This is a genomic window from Nocardia neocaledoniensis (assembly GCF_003182135.1).
Taxonomy (GTDB): domain Bacteria; phylum Actinomycetota; class Actinomycetes; order Mycobacteriales; family Mycobacteriaceae; genus Nocardia; species Nocardia neocaledoniensis.
In genome coordinates, this window is record NZ_QGTL01000019.1 from 17,431 (window position 1) to 35,066 (window position 17,636).

The window sequence follows — 17,636 nt, forward strand, 5'->3', positions numbered from 1 at the left end:
TGTGCCGTTCACACGTGTGGTCACCCGTCTGCCGTCGCGATGCCGGGTCGGTGGTCGGTCATGACCGTCGAGACTCCCGTCGAAGACGACGTCAGCCAGCTCGCCCAACGCGTCGAACGGGCGCGTGGGCGCCTCGCCTATCAATTCGATCCCGCGCTCACCGACGCCCTGTCGGAAGACGAGCTGCGCGCCGAGCGCGAGCTCGCCGAACGCATCCGGGAACAGGATCGCGAACAGCGCTGGAAACACACCCAGGCCATGGCCCAGGCCTCGGACCGGGCAAGGCAGACCACCGAAGCGATCGAGAAGGCCGACATGCGAGATCTGCTGCTCGCCAGAAAGGCGATGGCCGCCCAGCGGCGCGAATCGAGCCCGCACGCGAAGCTGGCTTCGCTGTACCGGCACCGGTCGTGGTCGCTCAAGGCGCTGGCGGGTGTGGTCGGCGCGGGCATGCTGTGGTCGGCGGTCAACGTTCAGCAGAACATCGCCCCCGGCGGCCCGACCGATCCGCTGTTCTGGTTCAGCTACCTGCTCGAGGCGATGATCAGTGTCTGCCTGATCATCATCATGGTCGGCACCAACAAGGTCGCCGAGTGGGGCGTCATCGACAACCGGCGCCAGGTCGCGCTCGCCGAGATCGCGCTGCTGGCCCTCACCGTCACCCTCAACACCTATCCCTATGTGCGCGACGGCCGTTGGTACGACGCGGCCGTGCACGCGGTGGCGCCGGTGATGATCGGCGTCGCGCTGCTCATCCACGACGCGGCCAGCGCCCGCTACGGCCTCGCCATCACCAGGGCCACCAGTCAGATCCGGGACATGCCCGACCCGGCGGAGAACCTGCTCAACCGGCAAGCCGTCGAAGGGGTCCGGCTCACCTACACCCCGCCGATGACGGGCGCGGCCAGGGCCGAGGCCTTCGCCGCCGATCAGGCGGCGGCCACCGCGCCGGTGACCCGCGAACCCGCGTGGACGCCCACCGAGCCCGTCGGCAACGGCAAGCCTGCCGAGAAGCGCAAGCGGTTCGGCATCGGCAAGCCCTCGGCGGACAAGGCGAAGAAGTCCGTGGTGCCCCCGGCCGCGACGCCGGAGCCGGTCACCGAGGCGAGCAAGCCCGCCGAGACGGCCAAGCCCGCCGAGGCGGTGCCCGCGGCTCGCAAGAGCGCGATCTCCGATATCGAGGCCCGCGTCGAGAAGGCCTTCGCGGAGGCCAACTTCGGCTACGAGGCGATCGAGCCGGTCAGCGTGTACGACACGGGCCAGTTCCGCATCGCCGAGAGCCTGGAACAGGAGCTCAACGCCATGCGTGAGGCCCGCCGTCAGGCCCGCAAGGAGCGCGCGGGTTCCTGACCCTGTCCAGTGAGAGTTCCTCGCTGAGCAGCTGATTCGCGCTCGCCGCGACCACGCATGCGGTTATGGTGCAGCGCATGAACGGGCGTTGGGCGGTCTCCGCCGCGGTCGGTGTGCTGTGCGGATACCTCAGCGGGTACGTCATCGGGCACACGCGAACGAACTACGCCGTCGTCGTCCGCGACGGCCGGGCGAGCTGGTTCGGTTCGGGGCCGGGTGCCGCGGCGGTGGTCGCCGCGCTCATCGCGGTGGTGGTCGTGGTGGTGCTCGGCCGGTTCCGGGCCCGCTATCTCGTCGCGGTGGCGGCCGGCTTGGCCGGGCTGGCGATGGTGGTGGCCATCGCGGCCTTGCAATCGGCCGGAACCTGGTCCGAGCCGTGGGTTCTCGGCAGCGTCGGCGCCGGGCTGCTCATCGCGGTCGCGGTGATCCGGCCGGCCGCGCAGACCTGGTTCGTCGTCGGGTCGGTGATCGCGGTCCTCTACGGCGCCCGCATCGACGAGAGCGTGGCACTGGCCCGCCGCTACGCCGACTACCTGCCCACCCGGACCGTGCCCGACCTGCCCGAGAGTTGGCCGCTGCTCGTCGCGGCGGTGATCGCCTTGCTCGCCGCGGGTTTCGTGGTGGGGCGGGATCGGATCGAACCGGTGGCCGGTGGCCGCGCGGTGCTGGTCGGCGCCGGAATCCCGCTGGCGACGGGCGCGCTGATCATGGTGCTCGGTCAGCTGCCCGGCAATCCGTCGGTGACGGTGGCTGTGCTCGCGGTCGCCGGGACGGTGGCGGTGAGCTGGTGGTTGCCCCGCGCGGACGCGATCTTCGTGCTCACGATGCTCGCGCTGTCGGCGGCGATCGCGGTGGACCCGTCGATGACCGGCGGCCCGGGCCGGGTCGGCCTGTCGATCCAGGTCGGGGTGCTGGCTCTCGGCGCGCTGCTCGCGATGGTGGGCCGCAGGGCGTGGTCCGACACCCCGAGCCCGGCGCCCGAGGCCACCGATGCCGGACGGTGGGTGCCGGTGGCCGCGATCGGGCTGCTCGGCCTGGTGACGCTCAGCGGGCTGGCGCCGGTGCTGTTCGCCGACGCCACGTTCACCGACGTGGTCTTCGGCTACGTGCTGCCCGCCGCCATCGGGTTGGCGGTCGGCGCGAGCCTGCCCGCGGGCCCCCTGACGGTCATCGGCGTCTCGGTGTTCCCCGTCGTCGCCCGGTTGTTCGAGAACAGCCGGGCCGCAGGCGAAGTGGACACCGGATGGACCGCCTATGCTCCCGACACCTACGCCGTCGCGACGGCCACCGAACTGCCCATCATCGCCGCCACCGTGGTGATCGCGGGCTGCGCCCTCCTGGCGGCGCGCAGGCGACCCGCGCCCGCCGACACGGACCAGGGCTGACAAGCGGGCGCTCAGCCGAAGAGGCCGCCGCCGTGGCCCGCCGACTGGCCGCCGCCGGTACCGCCGATGAGGCCGCCGGGCGGCAGTTCGGAGGGCTGGACGATCACGAAGCCGCGGCCGGAGAACGCGAGGGTGCTCGCCTCGCCGGTGCTGCGGCCCATCAGCCTGCCGAGACCGAAGGAATCGTTGCGCTTGATCCCGGTCTGCAGGCTCGACGACCACGCGACCGCGGCGTTCGGGTCCGCGTAGGTGGCCTGGTCGACGGTGAGGACGACCGGGGTGCCGTGCGTGGTGATGGCGATGCGGCCCTGGCCGGTGAACACGCAGTTGAACAGGCCGGCGTTGGAGGCGTAGCCCGCCGCGCCCTGGACCCGGCCGATGTCGTAGCGCAGGGTCGAGTCGAAGGCGAGCACGTTGGCGCCGTTGATGGTGAGGCCGTCGGAACCGTCGAGATCGATGATGTGCACGTCGGCGGCGCTGTTGGCCAGGAACAGGTCACCGCGCCCGCTCACCTTCATCAGCGGCACCCCCTCGCCGGTCAGATGCTGGCGGATGGCGCGGCCGATGCCGCCCGAGCCGAGCGCCTGGAACTGCAGCTCGCCCTGGTAGGCCACCATCGACCCGGCGCGGGCCATCACCTCGCCGTTGAGGCCGACCTTGACCATCTTGCCGCCCTGCTTCTGGATACCGAGGCCGTTGACCTCGGCGTGCGCGGGATTGAACAGGTCGCTGTGCACGGGCTGGGCTCCTTGCTGGGAGGCGTACGAGGGTTGCTGCGCGGGTGCCGCCGGCGGGGCGGGCGGAGGGAACTGGCCGGGCTGCTGCCCGAAGGCGGGTTGGCCGGGCGGCGGCGGGAAACCCGACGCGGACGGCGGGTACTGACCTGGCGGCGGGACGGGTGCCGGGGGGACCTGGCTCGGCGGGAACTGACCGGCGCCAGGGCCGGGCGCGGGCGGAACCGGCGGCGGGGCGGGCGCGGGCGGCGGCTCGGGTTCGTCGTCGAGGTTCACGCCGAAGGCTGAGGCGATCCCGGCGAGACCGTCGTCGTAGCCCTGCCCGATCGCGCGGATCTTCCACGCGCCGTTGCGGCGGTAGATCTCCACGCACACCACACCGCTCTCGGTGGTGAGCCCGGGAATCGTGAAAGTGAGGGTGTCGGAACCGGATCCGATGGTGGCGACCAGCTGGCCGACCGCGGCGAAGGTGGCCGGGCCGCGCCCGTCGAGGCTGGCGGTGACCACCACCTTGTCGACGTCGGCGGGCAGCGCCGAGGTCTGCACCTGCACCACATCGGGCCCGCCGTTGCCGTGCCGGTAGACCACGCCGGGTCCGGTGGGCTGGTTGAAGAACACGAAGTCGGCGTCGGAGCGCACCTTGCCCGCGCTGTTCAGCAGCAGCGCGGAGACGTCGACCGAAGCCGAACTCGCCACGGTCACGGTGAGCTGATCGCCGGGCGCGGGCCGGTTCTCACCGGGTGCCAGCGCGGTCACGACACAGCACCCGGGGCTCGGGTGGATTGTCCGATTCGCAAGTGATCCACGGACTCGATAGTGCCGTGTGCGCGGCCGCCGCGCCAGCGCGGCCCGCCGGGGTCGGCGTGTGCCCGCGTGGCGCGGTTTGCCACGAAATGGCCGGTGTGAGAACTTGGAAGTGAGCCCGCATCGACGCGCGCTCCCGGACGAGAGGGCCGTACCCGGCGTGCGACAAGACGACCCACGGAGGTCGTGATGTCTGTGGCGTGGATCGTTCTCGTGGTGTCCGGTGTCCTGGAGGCGGTGTGGGCCACCGCGCTGGGCAAGACCGAGGGTTTCACCCGCTTGACGCCCTCGCTCGTGTTCGCCGTGGCGCTGCTGGCCAGCATGGCGGGGCTCGCCTACGCGATGCGTTCGCTGCCCGTCGGCACGTCGTACGCGGTGTGGGTCGGGATCGGCGCGGTGCTCACCGTCGTCTACGCGATGGCGACCGGCGCGGAACCGGTGACCCTCATGAAGGTGCTCTTCCTGGTGATGATCGTCGGCGGCGTGGTCGGCCTGAAAGCCGTCCACTGATCCGAGTCGTTACCGCTGCGAACGGCAATACCGCGCAGTAGGCTGCGGCCATGAGCTCCGCCGTCCATGGATTCACCGATGACGCACTCGGCACGTCGGACGCGGTGGGACTCGCCGCCGCCCTGCGCGCGGGAGAGGTGAGCAGGGCCGAGGTGATCGCGGCCGCGATCGCGCGGACCGAACGGGTCGACCCGAGCCTGGACGCGGTGCAGCTGGCCTGTTTCGAGCGCGCGAGCGCGGCGCCGGAGACCGCGGGCGTGTTCGCGGGCGTGCCCGCGTTCGTCAAGGACAACACCGACATCGCCGGACTGCCAACCTGTCACGGTTCGGCCGCGTTCACCCCGCACCCGGCGACCGCGACGGCCGGGCCCGGCGCGCAGTTCCTGCACTCGGGCGTGGTGGTGCTCGGCAAGTCGACGCTGCCGGAGTTCGGGCTCACCGCCAGCACCGAATTCGTCCACCGCGCGCCGACGCGCAATCCGTGGAATCCGGAGTACTCGGCCGGCGCGTCCTCGGGCGGGTCGGCGGCGCTGGTCGCCGCGGGCGTGGTGCCGATCGCGCACGCCAACGACGGCGGCGGCTCCATCCGGATTCCCGCGGCCGCCAACGGTCTGGTCGGGCTCAAGCCCACCCGCAACCGGCTGCTCGACCAGCCCGGCGCCAGGCAGTTGCCGGTGCACCTGGTCGCCGAGGGTGTGGTGACCAGATCGGTGCGCGACACCGCGCACTACCTGGCCGCGGTCGAGCAGTACCGGCCGAATCCGAAGCTGGCGCCGATCGGGCTGGTCGAGGGGCCGGGCACGCGCAAGCTGCGGATCGGGCTGATCACCGAGGACGTCCTCGGCAGGCCGGTGCATCCCGACAACGGCGCTGTCCTCGCCTCCGCGGTCGCGATTCTCGGCGCCCTCGGGCACGAGATCGTGGAGACCCGGCTCGACGTGGATCAGCGGTTCGTGGAGGACTTCAAGCGGTACTGGGCGGTGATGGCCGGCGCCATGACGCTGTCGTTCCGGCTCAACCACCGCGGCCACTTCGACACGGGCAAGCTCGACCCGTTCACCAAGGGCCTGATCGGGCTGACCACCCGCAATCCGCTCGGCGCCGCCGCGGCGGCCTGGCGGCTGCGCTCCGGAACCGCCGCCTACGACCGGCATTTCGCCGATGTCGACGTGCTGCTCACCCCGGTGCTCTCGCACCCGGCGCCGCGCATCGGGGAGCTCGCGCCGGGTCAGCCGTTCGACGCGTTGTTCGCCAAACTGGTCGACTACGTGGGGTTCACGCCGCTGAACAATGTCGGCGGCGGTCCCGCGGTGTCGGTGCCGCACGGACTGCTCCCGCACGGGCTGCCCGGCTCGGTCCAGTTCGCAGGCCGTCGCGGCGACGAGCGGACCCTGCTCGAACTGGCCTACCAGCTGGAGGCGGCGAGCCCGTTCCCGCGCATCGTCGACAGCCCCGCCGCCGAGGGCGCCGCCTGATCAGCTCTGGCGCACCGCGACATTGATCGGGCGCAGCCGCCCCGGGCTCACGGTGCCCGCCTCGAACGCCCAGTGTTCGCCGTGCCAGCCCGGGAATTCGGCGTGCCAGCGGCCGATCAGCCGCGGATCCTCGAGCGAGGTGATGACACCGGCCGAGCCGGTGTACTGCAGACGCTCGTACTTGTGCCGGGTGATGGTGTCGACCGTGGCGAGCGTGGCGAGTGAAGACATGACGATCCTGTCGGGAAACGGGAGGGTGGCTGACGTGACGAGAAGCCCCGGGCCGAGTGGCCCGGATACCGCGGTGGCGCGTCACCGCTCGATGCCGAGTATGCCGCGCGCTGTGAGAGTACGCGCACACTTTTGAAAATCCTGTACTCCGGATTAACGGGTACCCGTCATCGGACGGTAGAGGTCACCATGACGGCCGGACCCGTCCCGGTGTCACCACCCTGGCGAGGCCGTTCCTGAGCTGCGCGAGCGCGTTCGGGCCGAGCGCGTCCGACCAGCGCGCGGCGAATTCGGCGAGCGCGGCGTCGGCCGCTCGCGTGCACGCCCAGCCGCGGTCGGTGAGCGTGATCAGCCGGGCGCGCGCGTCCCGCGGATGCGGATTGCGGTCGGCATAGCCCTTGGTGACCAGCTCGTCGACGAGTTGGCTCGCCGCTTGCTTGGTGACGCCGAGATGCTCGGCGATCTCGCCGATCGTCGCGCCGTCGGGTGCCATCCGGACGAAGGCGAAGCCGTGCGCGGGCCGCACATCGGTGAATCCCGCCGCGATCACGCCTGCGTTGACCGCGTCGGTCACCTCGGCGGCCGCGGCCAGCAGCAGCAGGGGCAGATCGCCGGCGGGCGGGGGGTTCTCGGGCACGGCCGACATTCTGGCACTTGACATGTTGGTCAATCTACTTGACTATATGGACAAGTTGCTTGACTTTATGAGGAGTCGTTCATGCCCGTCATCCGCGCCGACCAGGCCGAAGTTCACGAGATCCACAACGCCCGCTTCACCTCGCTCATCCGCCCCGGTCGCGGTAGCGCCGAGCTCTGCGTCTGGCAGACGGAGGTGGCACCCGGCTCCGAGGGCGTGTCGCACCGCATTCTGGGGGAGGAGGCCTTCGTGCTGCTCTCGGGCGAGGTGACCATGACGATCGACGGCGAGTCGACCCCGATGGCGCCGGGCGACGCGGCGGTCGCGCCCGCGGGTGCGACGATCGGGCTGAGCAATGCGACGACCGCGCCCGCGGTCCTGCTCGTGACCGTCCGCGCGGGGTTCGCCGCGGAGTTGCCCGACGGTTCGACTTTCGTCCCGCCCTGGGCATCCTGAGCCGTCGACCAGGCTGTTCCGAGCCCAGAACTTGAAAGTTCGGTCGCCCGAACAATATAATTCTGGAATGAAGGTTGGGTTTCGGGTCGCCGCCGCGGCTGTACTGAGTGTTCTGGCGGTCGCGCTCACCGCCTGTGGGGGCGTCGCCGCCGAGGACGACGGGAAGAAGGTGGTGCTCACCACCTTCACCGTGCTCGCCGACATGGCGCGCAATGTCGCGGGGGAGCATCTGCGGGTCGAGTCGATCACCAAGGCGGGCGCCGAGATCCACGGCTACGAACCGACACCGGGCGACATCAAGAAGGCCGCCAAGGCCGATCTGATCCTCGACAACGGCCTCAACCTGGAGGCCTGGTTCGCCCAGTTCGTCGCCGATCTCGACGTCCCGCACGCAGTGGTCAGCGAGGGCGTCGCGCCGATGGACATCAGCGAGGACGCCTACCGCGGCAAGCCCAACCCGCACGCCTGGATGTCGCCGGTGAACGCGCAGATCTACGTCGACAACATGGTCCGCGCGTTCAGCGACCTCGACCCCGAGCACGCCGAGGCTTACCGCGCCAACGGCGCCGCCTACAAGGCGCAGCTCGGTGCCGTGCGCGACGACCTGGTCGAGGCGGTGAACACCCTGCCCGCCGACCAGCGGGCCCTGGTGACCTGCGAGGGCGCGTTCTCCTACCTCGCCCGTGACGCCGGGCTCACCGAGAAGTACATCTGGCCGGTCAACGCCGAGCAGCAGGCCACCCCGCAGCAGATCGGCGCCACCATCGACTTCGTCCGCCAGCGCGGCGTGCCCGCGGTGTTCTGCGAGTCGACGGTGTCCGACGCGCCCATGCAGCGCGTGGTCGAGGCCACCGGCGCGCGCTTCGGCGGTGTCCTCTACGTCGACTCGCTGTCGGAGACTGACGGGCCGGTGCCCACCTACCTCGATCTGATCCGCCACGACGCGACCACCATCGCGACCGCGCTCGCCGGAGCGCCGCGATGAGCGGCGTCGATGTCGGCAGCCCCGCGATGACCACCGCGCCCGTCGTCGAGATCCAGGACGTGACCGTGCACTACGGCGACGTCCTCGCGCTCGACAATGTCGAACTGACCCTGAAGTCCGGCCGGGTCTGCGGCCTCATCGGGATGAACGGCTCGGGCAAGTCGACGCTGTTCAAGACCGTCATGGGCCTGGTCACCCCCGACCGCGGCCGGGTGCTGATCAACGGCCGTCCGCCCGCCGCCGCGCGCAAGGCGGGCAGCCTCGGCTACGTGCCGCAATCGGAGGACGTGGACTGGACCTTCCCGCTCTCGGTCCGCGACGTCGTCATGACCGGCCGCTACGGGAAGATGGGCTTCACCAGGAGGGCGAGCAAGGCCGACCGCGCGGCGGTGGCCGACGCGCTGGCCAGGGTCGACCTCACCGACCTCGCGGACCGCCAGATCGGCCGGCTCTCCGGCGGCCAGAAGAAGCGCGCGTTCGTGGCCAGGGGCATCGCCCAGGAGGCCACGATCCTGCTGCTGGACGAACCGTTCGCCGGGGTCGACAAGCGGTCGGAGGCGACGATCACCCGGTTGCTGCGCGACCTGGCCGCCGACGGCGCCACCATCCTGGTCTCGACCCACGATCTGCACGCCCTGCCGCAGCTGGCCGACGAGGCGGTGCTGCTCAACCGCAGGGTGCTCGAGCACGGCGATCCCGATGTGGTGCTGCGACCGGAGAACCTGGCCAAGGCCTTCGGCCTGGATGTGGACGAGTGAGGACGCGATGAGTCTCGAAGAGTTCTTCCTCGACCCGCTGCGCTACGAGTTCATGGTGCGCGCGCTGGCGACCACCGTCACCGCGGCCGTGGTGTGCGCGGTGCTCTCGTGCTGGCTGGTGCTGATCGGCTGGTCGCTGATGGGTGACGCCGTCTCCCATGCCGTGCTGCCCGGCGTGGTGCTGGCCTACATCGTCGGCTGGCCGTTCGCCGTCGGCGCGGTGATCTTCGGTTTCCTCGCGGTCGCGCTGATCGGCGTGGTGCGCGACACCAGCCGGGTGAAGGAGGACGCGGCGATCGGCATCGTGTTCACCACGCTGTTCGCGTTCGGCCTGGTCCTGGTGTCGGTGACGCCGAGCCAGACCGACCTGAACCACATCGTGTTCGGCAATCTGCTCGGGGTGAGCCGCGGCGAGATGGTCCAGATCATGATCCTGGCCGCGATCGTGCTGACGGCGCTGGTGCTCAAACGCCGCGACTTCACCCTCTACGCCTTCGACGCCACCCACGCCCACGCCATCGGCCTGAATCCGCGGGTGCTCGGCACCGCGCTGCTGGCGCTGCTCGCGCTCACCTCGGTGGTGGCGCTGCAGGCGGTCGGCGTGGTGCTGGTCGTCGCGATGCTGATCATTCCGGGCGCGACGGCGTATCTGCTGACAGACCGGTTCTCCCGCATGCTGCTGATCGCGCCGACGGTGTCGGTGGTCTGCGCGGTGACGGGGCTCTACATCAGCTACCACCTCGACACCGCGGCCGGCGGCATGGTCGTGGTGACCCAGGGCGTCGCGTTCACGCTGGTGTACCTGTTCGCGCCCCGGCACGGCATCATCGGGCGCAGGCTCTCCGCGGCCCGCGCCAGAGCGAAAGCTCCTGTCGCGAGCTGAATTTCGGCGAAAACGCACCGCGACGGCCGTCCGCGTCGCACGATGTCACTGGAACGTGTTTCAGTCGTGTGTGAAAGGTCGTCCTCGGATGCTCGGTCTCGGGATAGTCGATGCCGCCGCGTTGTCGGCGGACGCGCCGGACGGTCGCCCGCGCCCGGTTCGGCGGGCCGTGCAACTGGCGGCGTGGCAGGCGGTCTACTGCGTGGTGCTCGCCGTGGCCACGGTGGTGGCCACGGTGCTGCTGCCCGAGGGCTCGACGCTGCCGGGCTTTCTGGGGATCGCTCCGCTCACCGCCGTCGCCGCGCTGCTGCTCGCCCTGCTCACGCTCGGTTTCTCCGCGCGCTCGCGCTACATGCACGCGGCGGGCTGGTACGCGGCGGCGCTGGTCGTGCTGGTCGGGGTCTTCGGCGTCCTCACCCTGCCCGCCGTCGTGCTGTCGGTGGCGGTGATCGTGCTGCTCGACCGCCCGGCGGCCAAGGAATGGTTCCGGGTCGAGGACACACCGGAGCCGCTGGCCTTCCGCAACCACACCACGCGGATTCCGGCACTGCTGCGCCCGCTCGCCCGTCCGCTCGGCGCGGGCTGGAAGACGCTGCTCGCCGAAGGGTGACCTCGCTTCCTGTCGGTCCCGGCTGGCAGGATGAGGCCATGGAGGTCACTGGGGAGGATGTTCGCGCGGTCGTCGCCTCGCTAGCCGAGACGGTCGAGCAATTCGCCTGGGGCATGCCGATTTTCAAGGTCGCGGGCAAGCTGTTCCTGACGCTGCCCGAGGAGGAGACCTCGATGGCGGTGCGCTGCCCGATCATCGATCGCGACGAACTGGTGCTCGCCGAGCCGGCGAAGTTCTGGATCGCCGATCACGAGGCGAACAACCCGTGGGTGCGGGTGCGCCTTGCCGCGCTCGACGACCGCGAGGAACTGACCGCGATCGTCACCGACTCGTGGCGGCTGGCCGCGCCCCGGGCGCTGCTGGAGGACGCCGGGAGCTGACCGGTAGGCTCGGAACTCCTATGGCACTCAGCGCAACCCTGCACCACTTCGCCGTCCAGCTCGCCGACGTCGACCGCGGCGTGTACGAGGACCTCGAACTGCGGGTCGCCCGCCATCCCTCGGAGACCCTCGAGTACATGCTCACCCGCATCCTCGCCTACTGCCTGCAGTACGAGGAGGGCATCGCGTTCAGCGACGGCGGCATCTCGGCCACCGACGAACCGGCCGTGCAGATCCGCGACCTCACCGGCCGCACCACGGCCTGGATCGAGGTCGGCGCTCCCGACGCCGAGCGCGTGCACCGGGGCAGCAAGCTGGCGGGCCGCGCGGCGGTGTACACCCATCGCGATCCGGCCAAGGTGCTGGCCCAGTACGCGGGCAAGAAGATCCACAACGCCGAGTCGATCCCGCTCTACAGCTTCGACCGGGCCTTCGTCGACGAGGCCGTCGCGCTGATCGACCGCCGCAACACCGCCACGCTGTCGGTCACCGAGGGCGTGCTCTACCTCGATCTGAACGGCACGAGCCTGCGGTCGGAGATCGCCGAACAGCCGCTGGCCTGAGTCGCGGAAAGTCCCTGGGCGACAGGGTTACCCTGTCAGCGACGAGCGGAGGAACGGGTGACCAGCGTGATGAGCCGGGTGGTGATCCCGCGATACCTGCGGCTCACCCGGGCCAACAGTGCCTATATCGACGCCGACGCCGCCAGGGCGCGGGTTCGCGAGCGCAGCCTGCGACCGCTGTCCTACGCGCCGCCGCGCCGCCTGCGCGGTGTCGAGGTCACCGCCGCCGACGAGGGCGGCTGGCCGGTCTACACAATCACCCCGGCCGACGGGGTGTCGCGCGGCGGACTGGTCTACGCCCACGGCGGTGGCTGGGTCGGTGAGATCGCCTCGCAGCATTGGCATCTCGCGGCCAGGCTCGCCGCCCAGGTCGGTCTCACGGTCACGGTGCCGATCTATCCGCTCATCCCCAGCGGCACCGCCGCGGCGGTGATTCCCCGGGTGGCGGATCTGGTGTCGACGAGCAGTGAGCGCTACGGTCCGACCTTCCTCGCCGGCGACTCGGCGGGCGGCCAGATCGCCCTGTCCACCGGCCTGCACCTGCGCGACACCGGACGACCGAACCCGCCGCGGATCGTGCTCATCGCCCCCGCGCTCGACCTCACCCTCGAGAACCCACAGATCGAACTCGTGCAGCCGCGCGACCCCTGGCTCGGCAAGCCGGGTGGCCTGGTGTTCGGCGAACTGTGGAGCGGCGCGTTGCCGATGAAGGACCCGATGGTGAGTCCGCTGTTCGGTGACTTCGCCGGCCTCGGCCCGATCACCCTGTTCACCGGCACCCGCGACATCCTCAACCCCGATGCCAGGCTGCTGCTCGGGAAGGCGCGGGCGGCGGGCGTCGACATCGACTTCCACGAGGGCCACGACCTCGTCCACGTCTACCCGCTGACACCCAGCCGGGAGGGCGAGGCCGCCCGGCGCCACATTGTCACCACCCTGCGCGGTGATCTCGCCCGGCTCAGCGCTGGGCGAGGTGGTGGTTGAGCAGGATGGTCAGCTGGGTGACGGCCTGGTCGAACGGGTGGGCCGATTTGAGCGCCCGGCTGTGCACGATCGTCCCCTCGATCGTGGTGAGCAGGAAACCGGCGATGGAGACCGCGCTGGCCCGCTCGATCCCGGCGGCGACCAGCCCGTCGGCCAGCCGCGCGGTCCACTCGGCGAAAGCCTGACCGGCGATCGACTGCACGGCCGGGTCGAGTTCGTCCAGGGCCGCGGCCATCATGAACGAGCCGGCGCGGTAGTCGGACTTCTCCAGCGGGATGCGCCAGAAGGCGAACAGCTCGGTGAGCCAGTGCTGGGCCGACGGCGCGGTCTGCAGCGCGTCGGCCATGGCGCTGACGTGCGAGTACACCAGTCGCGACACGATGCGGGCCGCCGTCTGCACCAGCTCGCCCTTGCCGGAGGGGAAGTGCTGGTACAGCGAATTGCGCGAGGTGTTGCTGCGTTTGAGGAGTTCGCTCAGCGCGGCGGCGTGGACGCCGTGCTCCTGGACGGTACTGATGGTGTGTTCGATCAGTCGGGCGCGTGGTCCGGCCGCCATCCGATTTCCTCCCAAACCCTTGATTGAACCGATCGGTCCATGTTAAACCTGATCCAGCGTGAACCGATCGGTTCATTTGGAGAGGATGCCATGCCCACCCCCATCGCCACCGCAGTTCCGGTCACCCATACGGGAATTCTCGGCCTCGGCGTGTACCGCCCGCGCCGGGTCGTGCCCAACGCGGAGATCGTCGACGCCATCGATTCCTCGGACGAGTGGATCCGGACCCGTTCCGGGATCGCCGCCCGGCACTGGGCCGAGCCCGACGAGACCATCGTCGGCATGAGCGTCGCCGCGGCGCGCGACGCGCTGACGGCGGCGGGCCTGGACGCCGCGGAGGTCGACGTGGTCGTGCTCGCCACGTCCTCGCAGATGGTGCTCGGGCCCTCGGCGGGCGCGGTGGTCGCCACCGAGCTCGGCATGCACGACACCGCCGCCTACGACGTGTCCGCGGGCTGCGCCGGGTTCTGCTACGCGCTGGCCGATGCCGCGAATCTGGTGCGGTCGGGGCAGGCCAGGAACGTGCTGGTGATCGGCGTGGAGCGGCTCTCGGACCTGCTCGACACCACCGATCGCAGCTGCGCGTTCATCTTCGCCGACGGTGCGGGGGCGGTGGTCGTCGGCGCGGCCGAACAGGAGGGGATCGGCCCGGTCGCCTGGGGCTCGGACGGCAGCCGCACTTCGGCGATCAAGCAGGACAAGGATTTTCAGGAGTACTTCGCCGAGGTCGCCGCGGCGGAGGCCAGTGGTGGCACGTCGGTGCGTCCGTACATCAGGATGAACGGCACCGAGGTCTTCCGCTGGGCCGTGACGTTCCTGGAGAAGGCGTGCCGCGACGCGCTCGACCGCGCGGGTGTCGCCGCGAGCGATCTCGACGCCTTCGTCCCGCACCAGGCCAACATCCGCATCACCGACGCCCTGATCCGCACCCTCGGCCTCCCGGACACGGTCGCCGTCGCCCGCGACATCATCGAAACCGGCAACACCAGCGCCGCCTCCATCCCGATGGCCATGGAACAGCTGATCCGCTCCGGCGGCGCCAACCCCGGCGACACAGCCCTGCTCCTCGGCTTCGGCGCCGGCCTCGCCTACGCCGGCCAGGTCGTCCATCTCCCCCCGATCGCCTGACACTCAGGCGATCAGCGCGGGATCGGGCGGCTCAGGCGGTGGGTTGTGGTGTGCGCTTGGTCTTCTTGTCTCGGACGGGGACGGCGTAGGCCTCGCCGTCGCGGATGCCGAATTCGAAGCGGCAGGGGAAGAGGGAGGGGAGGCCGGTGGAGCGTAGGTCGTAGTTCGCGGCGAGGGTCTGCATGGCCCAGTTCTGCAGGGAGTCCGGCAGGCGCAAGGTGGTGCCGTCGACGCAGGAGACGTAGGCGTGCGTCCGCTCGCCGTCGATGGGCAGTGGGTTGCGCAGGCGGACCGCGCCGATTTCCAGAATGCGGCCGGCGTTGTGGGCAGAAGCGACGCTCGGCAAATCCAACTCGATGTCGTCCATGCGGGAAACCGTAACGCAGCAACTATCCAGGGAACACGGAAATCGAGAGCCCTTGACCGATCTTCGCAAACCTCGCCGCGGGGGCGATCAGGACGCCGTCCAGACCTGGGCCATGGTGAACGGCTGACCGCGCAGGTGCGCCCACTTCGGCTTCGCCGCCAGCCAGGTCTCGTCCACCAGCGCCTCGCGCAACTCGGTCAGCCGCAAGCCCGCGCCGACGCCCGCGCTGACGTGGTCACCGACCAGGTGGAGATGGGTGCTGATCGCCAGCGCCTCGCCGGAGCCCGTCGTGTAGTGCGTCGGCATCCCCGTCACCATCATGAACTGCGGGTGATAGCTGACCAGCACGAAGCGCCCGCCCGGCGCGAGGAGCCTGCGCGCCTCGGCGTAGAACGGCGCCAGGTCGGGCAGGTGTTCGTCGACCAGCGCGCAGATCACCAGATCGTAGGCGCCGCCGGGCAATCCGCTCTCGCGCACATCGGCCAAGGTCAGCGTGGTGTGCGCCGCGCGCTCGGCGGCCAGCGCCAGCATTCCCGAGCTGGTGTCCACGCCGTCGATCTCGGTGACGCCGTGCGCGCGCAGCCAGCCACCGGTCCGCCCGGTCCCGCAGCCGAGATCGGCGGCCCGCCCGATCGCGGCCCAGTCGATGTCCAGCCGCTCGAGCAGGGCCAGGTCCATCTCGTCCATGACGGTCTGTTCATACGTCGCCGACCATCCGTCGTAGCCGGTGACCACATCCACCGTGCGGTAGTTCCGGCGATCGAAGTCCGCGAAGCTCGGCATGTCAGCCAGTATTCCGCATGCCTCTATCGTTGACGGATGAGTGGATCGACCGTGCTCGACGCCAGGGCGCTCAACCGCGCGACGCTCGCCCGCCAGTTCCTGCTCGACCGTGCCGAGATCCCGGCGCTCGACGCGATCACCCACCTGTGCGGCGTGCAGGCCCAGGAGCCGCAGGAGCCGTTTCTCGGATTGTGGTCGCGGATACGGGATTTCGCGCCGAAGGAACTCGACGAGCTGCTCACCGGTCGACAGGTGGTGCGCGCCCACCTCATGCGCCGCACCGTGCACCTGGTCGCCACCGCGGACGCGCTGGCCTGGCGGGCCAGGCACGACGGCATGCTGCGGCAGCGCGTTCTCACCACCTACAAGCGGGAACTCGACGGCGTCGACGTCGACGAACTCGCCGCCGCCGCGCGCGCCCTGCTGGCCGACGGCGAACCGCGCTCGATGGGCGAGACCGCGCGGGCGCTGGCCGACCGCTGGCCGGACGCGAGCCCGAGAGCGTTGGGGGAGTTGGTGATCGCGGCACTGGTCCCCACCGTGCAGCTGCCCCCGCGCGGGCTGTGGCAGGTCAGAGCCGGGGTGCGCAACACGCCGGTCGAGCAGTGGCTCGGCCGCCCGGTCGATCCGCCCGCACCGGAGGGCACCGACCCCGTCGGCGCGGACCTGGTGCGCCGCTATCTGGCGGCCTACGGCCCCGCCGCCTCGGCCGACCTACGTGCGTGGTCCGGGCTGACCGGTCTGCCCGCCGCGGTGGCCGCGGTGCGCCCGGAGCTGATCACCTTCCGCGACGCCCGCGGCCGCGAACTGCTCGACCTGCCCGATGCCCCGCGCCCGGACCCGGAAACCCCTGCGCCGCCGCGCTTCCTGCCCGCCTTCGACAACGCGATCCTCGGCTACGACGACCGCAGCCGGATCATCGACGACGCCGATCGCGGCCTGTCGGTCGCGGGCGCGCGCGTGGTGCTGGTCGACGGCCGGGTGTCGGCCTCGTGGACCGTGGACGACGGCGTCGTAACGGTCGCTCCGCTGCGCGTGCTCACCCGCGCCGAAGCCCGCGAGGTCACCGAGGAAGGCCAGCGCATGGCAATGCTCTTGTCCGGCAACGAGAGTGACAGCGTCCGGCTTCTGTGACGCCTCGCGCGCGGAAATATTGCGAACAGTTTGCGATGACCGACATATCACCGCAAAGAGCCCGAAAGGTTCTCGTCTCGCGAGCTTCATCGTCGGGCCGTGGCGCGGTCCTCAACGCGCCATCGGCGGGCGGAAAGCTCGGCTGAGCCGTCGACGCGCCCCCGCACGGGTGGCCTGCGTCGACAGGTGTGACCGCTCGAACCTGATGAGGGGAAGTATGAGAATCAACCGTATTCGCGGTACCCGTGGCCTGCGCGCCGCCGGCACCGGTGTGGCCGTGCTCGCGCTGGGCGCCCTGGTGGCCGGTACCGCGAGCGCCGACGCGTTCGTCCCGCTGCCGGACGGCGAGCGGGCCGGACCGGGTGTCACGGTGAAGCGAACCGGTGAGCGCGCCCTGGTCTCGCCGTCGCTGGCCGCCAACGGCGCGGGCCGCGTGGCCTGGGTCTCGGGCACCGTGACCGCCGACGTCACCGCCACCCCCGAGGGTGAGGTCGGCCCCTACAACGGCCCGGCCGACAAGCCCGGCTCGAACAACTCCTCCACGCACGGCGCCTCGCAGCTCAACACCGGCTACATCGTCGGTTGCCAGGTGGCGATCGGCGACGACGCCATCTCGGCGGGCATCTCCGGCGGCATCGACCTGTCCGGCGGCAGCCTCGGTGGCTCGGTGGGCCTCGACCTGGGCCCCGGTGAAGTCAAGTTCGTCCAGATCGACAAGAAGGACATCCTGAAGGCAGGCACCTACTCGGTCGAGTACCAGGACGTCGAGATCCAGGTCCAGGGCTGCGGCGGCTACGCGCAGGCCCGCTCGTACAGCGTCGTGGAGATCATCGGCGACCACTACTCCAAGACCACGCTCTACGGCGCCCCGTTCAGCATCGGCTGAGCGCCCGCAGAGACCGACTTCGATCCGAGGAATGACA

21 protein-coding genes and 1 riboswitch are annotated in these 17,636 nt (G+C 70.6%); of the genes, 15 read left to right on the forward strand and 6 right to left on the reverse strand.

Annotated features, from left to right (window positions below; all coding sequences use genetic code 11):
- Nucleotides 1–60 precede the first annotated feature (60 nt).
- Both DFR69_RS32240 and DFR69_RS32245 read left to right on the forward strand, forming a co-directional pair.
- Nucleotides 61–1,350, forward strand: a complete 1,290-nt coding sequence (locus tag DFR69_RS32240) for a hypothetical protein (protein WP_110041475.1) — start codon at nt 61–63, stop codon at nt 1,348–1,350.
- A gap of 77 nt (nt 1,351–1,427) precedes the next feature.
- Nucleotides 1,428–2,735 carry a hypothetical protein gene (locus DFR69_RS32245; RefSeq protein ID WP_146229481.1) on the forward strand — a complete coding sequence of 436 codons (1,308 nt, stop codon included), beginning with the start codon at nt 1,428–1,430 and terminating at the stop codon, nt 2,733–2,735.
- An 11-nt stretch (nt 2,736–2,746) separates the two neighbouring features.
- Here DFR69_RS32245 and DFR69_RS32250 read toward each other — a convergent pair whose 3' ends face one another.
- Nucleotides 2,747–4,225: an AIM24 family protein gene (locus DFR69_RS32250; protein WP_110041477.1), complete on the reverse strand. Its 1,479-nt coding sequence runs from the start codon at nt 4,223–4,225 to the stop codon at nt 2,747–2,749.
- 159 nt (nt 4,226–4,384) lie between these two features.
- A riboswitch (guanidine-III (ykkC-III) riboswitch) is annotated at nt 4,385–4,453 on the forward strand.
- A gap of 15 nt (nt 4,454–4,468) precedes the next feature.
- On the opposite strand from DFR69_RS32250, the gene DFR69_RS32255 reads away from it, so the two are divergent.
- Entirely contained in the window at nt 4,469–4,783 is a 315-nt protein-coding gene (locus DFR69_RS32255) for a DMT family transporter (protein WP_110041551.1), read from the forward strand.
- 50 nt (nt 4,784–4,833) lie between these two features.
- Nucleotides 4,834–6,258: an amidase gene (locus DFR69_RS32260; RefSeq protein WP_110041478.1), complete on the forward strand. Its 1,425-nt coding sequence runs from the start codon at nt 4,834–4,836 to the stop codon at nt 6,256–6,258.
- Here the strand turns inward: DFR69_RS32260 and DFR69_RS32265 are convergent, their stop codons facing one another.
- Both DFR69_RS32265 and DFR69_RS32270 read right to left on the reverse strand, forming a co-directional pair.
- Nucleotides 6,259–6,489 carry a hypothetical protein gene (locus tag DFR69_RS32265; protein WP_110041479.1) on the reverse strand — a complete coding sequence of 77 codons (231 nt, stop codon included), beginning with the start codon at nt 6,487–6,489 and terminating at the stop codon, nt 6,259–6,261.
- 184 nt (nt 6,490–6,673) lie between these two features.
- The gene (locus tag DFR69_RS32270; protein ID WP_110041480.1) at nt 6,674–7,135 is read right to left on the reverse strand and encodes a MarR family winged helix-turn-helix transcriptional regulator; all 462 of its coding nucleotides are present in this window, start codon (nt 7,133–7,135) and stop codon (nt 6,674–6,676) included.
- A 72-nt stretch (nt 7,136–7,207) separates the two neighbouring features.
- Between DFR69_RS32270 and DFR69_RS32275 the strand changes: the two genes are divergently transcribed.
- From DFR69_RS32275 to DFR69_RS32310, 8 genes are all read left to right on the forward strand, one after another.
- Nucleotides 7,208–7,582 carry a cupin domain-containing protein gene (locus DFR69_RS32275; protein WP_110041481.1) on the forward strand — a complete coding sequence of 125 codons (375 nt, stop codon included), beginning with the start codon at nt 7,208–7,210 and terminating at the stop codon, nt 7,580–7,582.
- A 67-nt stretch (nt 7,583–7,649) separates the two neighbouring features.
- Nucleotides 7,650–8,567 carry a metal ABC transporter substrate-binding protein gene (locus DFR69_RS32280; RefSeq protein ID WP_110041482.1) on the forward strand — a complete coding sequence of 306 codons (918 nt, stop codon included), beginning with the start codon at nt 7,650–7,652 and terminating at the stop codon, nt 8,565–8,567.
- A gap of 26 nt (nt 8,568–8,593) precedes the next feature.
- The gene (locus DFR69_RS32285; RefSeq protein ID WP_110041552.1) at nt 8,594–9,325 is read left to right on the forward strand and encodes a metal ABC transporter ATP-binding protein; all 732 of its coding nucleotides are present in this window, start codon (nt 8,594–8,596) and stop codon (nt 9,323–9,325) included.
- A 7-nt stretch (nt 9,326–9,332) separates the two neighbouring features.
- Nucleotides 9,333–10,208 carry a metal ABC transporter permease gene (locus DFR69_RS32290; RefSeq protein ID WP_110041483.1) on the forward strand — a complete coding sequence of 292 codons (876 nt, stop codon included), beginning with the start codon at nt 9,333–9,335 and terminating at the stop codon, nt 10,206–10,208.
- An 88-nt stretch (nt 10,209–10,296) separates the two neighbouring features.
- The gene (locus tag DFR69_RS32295) at nt 10,297–10,818 is read left to right on the forward strand and encodes a hypothetical protein (protein WP_110041484.1); all 522 of its coding nucleotides are present in this window, start codon (nt 10,297–10,299) and stop codon (nt 10,816–10,818) included.
- Nucleotides 10,819–10,856: 38 nt separating this feature from the next.
- Nucleotides 10,857–11,198, forward strand: coding sequence for an MmcQ/YjbR family DNA-binding protein (locus DFR69_RS32300; RefSeq protein ID WP_110041485.1), 342 nt, complete (start codon nt 10,857–10,859; stop codon nt 11,196–11,198).
- Nucleotides 11,199–11,218: 20 nt separating this feature from the next.
- Nucleotides 11,219–11,761 carry a YaeQ family protein gene (locus tag DFR69_RS32305; protein WP_110041486.1) on the forward strand — a complete coding sequence of 181 codons (543 nt, stop codon included), beginning with the start codon at nt 11,219–11,221 and terminating at the stop codon, nt 11,759–11,761.
- Nucleotides 11,762–11,818: 57 nt separating this feature from the next.
- Nucleotides 11,819–12,745, forward strand: a complete 927-nt coding sequence (locus DFR69_RS32310; protein WP_110041487.1) for an alpha/beta hydrolase — start codon at nt 11,819–11,821, stop codon at nt 12,743–12,745.
- On the opposite strand, the gene DFR69_RS32315 is transcribed toward DFR69_RS32310, so the two are convergent.
- Complete coding sequence (locus tag DFR69_RS32315) at nt 12,720–13,301, reverse strand: TetR/AcrR family transcriptional regulator (protein ID WP_110041488.1); 582 nt, start codon at nt 13,299–13,301, stop codon at nt 12,720–12,722. The two genes, DFR69_RS32310 and DFR69_RS32315, sit on opposite strands and share 26 nt — an antisense overlap.
- Before the next feature lie 90 nt (nt 13,302–13,391).
- Between DFR69_RS32315 and DFR69_RS32320 the strand changes: the two genes are divergently transcribed.
- Nucleotides 13,392–14,429 carry a beta-ketoacyl-ACP synthase 3 gene (locus DFR69_RS32320; RefSeq protein WP_110041489.1) on the forward strand — a complete coding sequence of 346 codons (1,038 nt, stop codon included), beginning with the start codon at nt 13,392–13,394 and terminating at the stop codon, nt 14,427–14,429.
- Nucleotides 14,430–14,460: 31 nt separating this feature from the next.
- On the opposite strand, the gene DFR69_RS32325 is transcribed toward DFR69_RS32320, so the two are convergent.
- Together DFR69_RS32325 and DFR69_RS32330 are read right to left on the reverse strand one after the other, a co-directional pair.
- Nucleotides 14,461–14,796 (reverse strand): hypothetical protein, encoded by a 336-nt coding sequence (locus DFR69_RS32325; RefSeq protein WP_110041490.1) that lies wholly within the window; start codon nt 14,794–14,796, stop codon nt 14,461–14,463.
- An 87-nt stretch (nt 14,797–14,883) separates the two neighbouring features.
- The gene (locus tag DFR69_RS32330) at nt 14,884–15,579 is read right to left on the reverse strand and encodes a class I SAM-dependent DNA methyltransferase (RefSeq protein ID WP_110041491.1); all 696 of its coding nucleotides are present in this window, start codon (nt 15,577–15,579) and stop codon (nt 14,884–14,886) included.
- A 36-nt stretch (nt 15,580–15,615) separates the two neighbouring features.
- Here DFR69_RS32330 and DFR69_RS32335 point away from each other — a divergent pair, with 36 nt between their 5' ends.
- Both DFR69_RS32335 and DFR69_RS32340 read left to right on the forward strand, forming a co-directional pair.
- Nucleotides 15,616–16,713 (forward strand): winged helix DNA-binding domain-containing protein, encoded by a 1,098-nt coding sequence (locus DFR69_RS32335; RefSeq protein ID WP_110041492.1) that lies wholly within the window; start codon nt 15,616–15,618, stop codon nt 16,711–16,713.
- A 217-nt stretch (nt 16,714–16,930) separates the two neighbouring features.
- Complete coding sequence (locus tag DFR69_RS32340; RefSeq protein WP_110041493.1) at nt 16,931–17,599, forward strand: MspA family porin; 669 nt, start codon at nt 16,931–16,933, stop codon at nt 17,597–17,599.
- The last annotated feature ends 37 nt before the right edge of the window (nt 17,600–17,636 follow it).

Coding starts and splice junctions, on each gene's coding strand:
- DFR69_RS32240 (WP_110041475.1), top strand. CDS start 61: ATGACCGTCGAGACTCCCGTCGAAGACGACGTCAGCCAGCTCGCCCAA.
- DFR69_RS32245 (WP_146229481.1), top strand. CDS start 1,428: ATGAACGGGCGTTGGGCGGTCTCCGCCGCGGTCGGTGTGCTGTGCGGA.
- DFR69_RS32260 (WP_110041478.1), top strand. CDS start 4,834: ATGAGCTCCGCCGTCCATGGATTCACCGATGACGCACTCGGCACGTCG.
- DFR69_RS32265 (WP_110041479.1), bottom strand. CDS start 6,489: ATGTCTTCACTCGCCACGCTCGCCACGGTCGACACCATCACCCGGCAC.
- DFR69_RS32270 (WP_110041480.1), bottom strand. CDS start 7,135: ATGTCGGCCGTGCCCGAGAACCCCCCGCCCGCCGGCGATCTGCCCCTG.
- DFR69_RS32275 (WP_110041481.1), top strand. CDS start 7,208: ATGCCCGTCATCCGCGCCGACCAGGCCGAAGTTCACGAGATCCACAAC.
- DFR69_RS32280 (WP_110041482.1), top strand. CDS start 7,650: ATGAAGGTTGGGTTTCGGGTCGCCGCCGCGGCTGTACTGAGTGTTCTG.
- DFR69_RS32285 (WP_110041552.1), top strand. CDS start 8,594: ATGACCACCGCGCCCGTCGTCGAGATCCAGGACGTGACCGTGCACTAC.
- DFR69_RS32290 (WP_110041483.1), top strand. CDS start 9,333: ATGAGTCTCGAAGAGTTCTTCCTCGACCCGCTGCGCTACGAGTTCATG.
- DFR69_RS32295 (WP_110041484.1), top strand. CDS start 10,297: ATGCTCGGTCTCGGGATAGTCGATGCCGCCGCGTTGTCGGCGGACGCG.
- DFR69_RS32300 (WP_110041485.1), top strand. CDS start 10,857: ATGGAGGTCACTGGGGAGGATGTTCGCGCGGTCGTCGCCTCGCTAGCC.
- DFR69_RS32305 (WP_110041486.1), top strand. CDS start 11,219: ATGGCACTCAGCGCAACCCTGCACCACTTCGCCGTCCAGCTCGCCGAC.
- DFR69_RS32315 (WP_110041488.1), bottom strand. CDS start 13,301: ATGGCGGCCGGACCACGCGCCCGACTGATCGAACACACCATCAGTACC.
- DFR69_RS32320 (WP_110041489.1), top strand. CDS start 13,392: ATGCCCACCCCCATCGCCACCGCAGTTCCGGTCACCCATACGGGAATT.
- DFR69_RS32325 (WP_110041490.1), bottom strand. CDS start 14,796: ATGGACGACATCGAGTTGGATTTGCCGAGCGTCGCTTCTGCCCACAAC.
- DFR69_RS32330 (WP_110041491.1), bottom strand. CDS start 15,579: ATGCCGAGCTTCGCGGACTTCGATCGCCGGAACTACCGCACGGTGGAT.
- DFR69_RS32335 (WP_110041492.1), top strand. CDS start 15,616: ATGAGTGGATCGACCGTGCTCGACGCCAGGGCGCTCAACCGCGCGACG.
- DFR69_RS32340 (WP_110041493.1), top strand. CDS start 16,931: ATGAGAATCAACCGTATTCGCGGTACCCGTGGCCTGCGCGCCGCCGGC.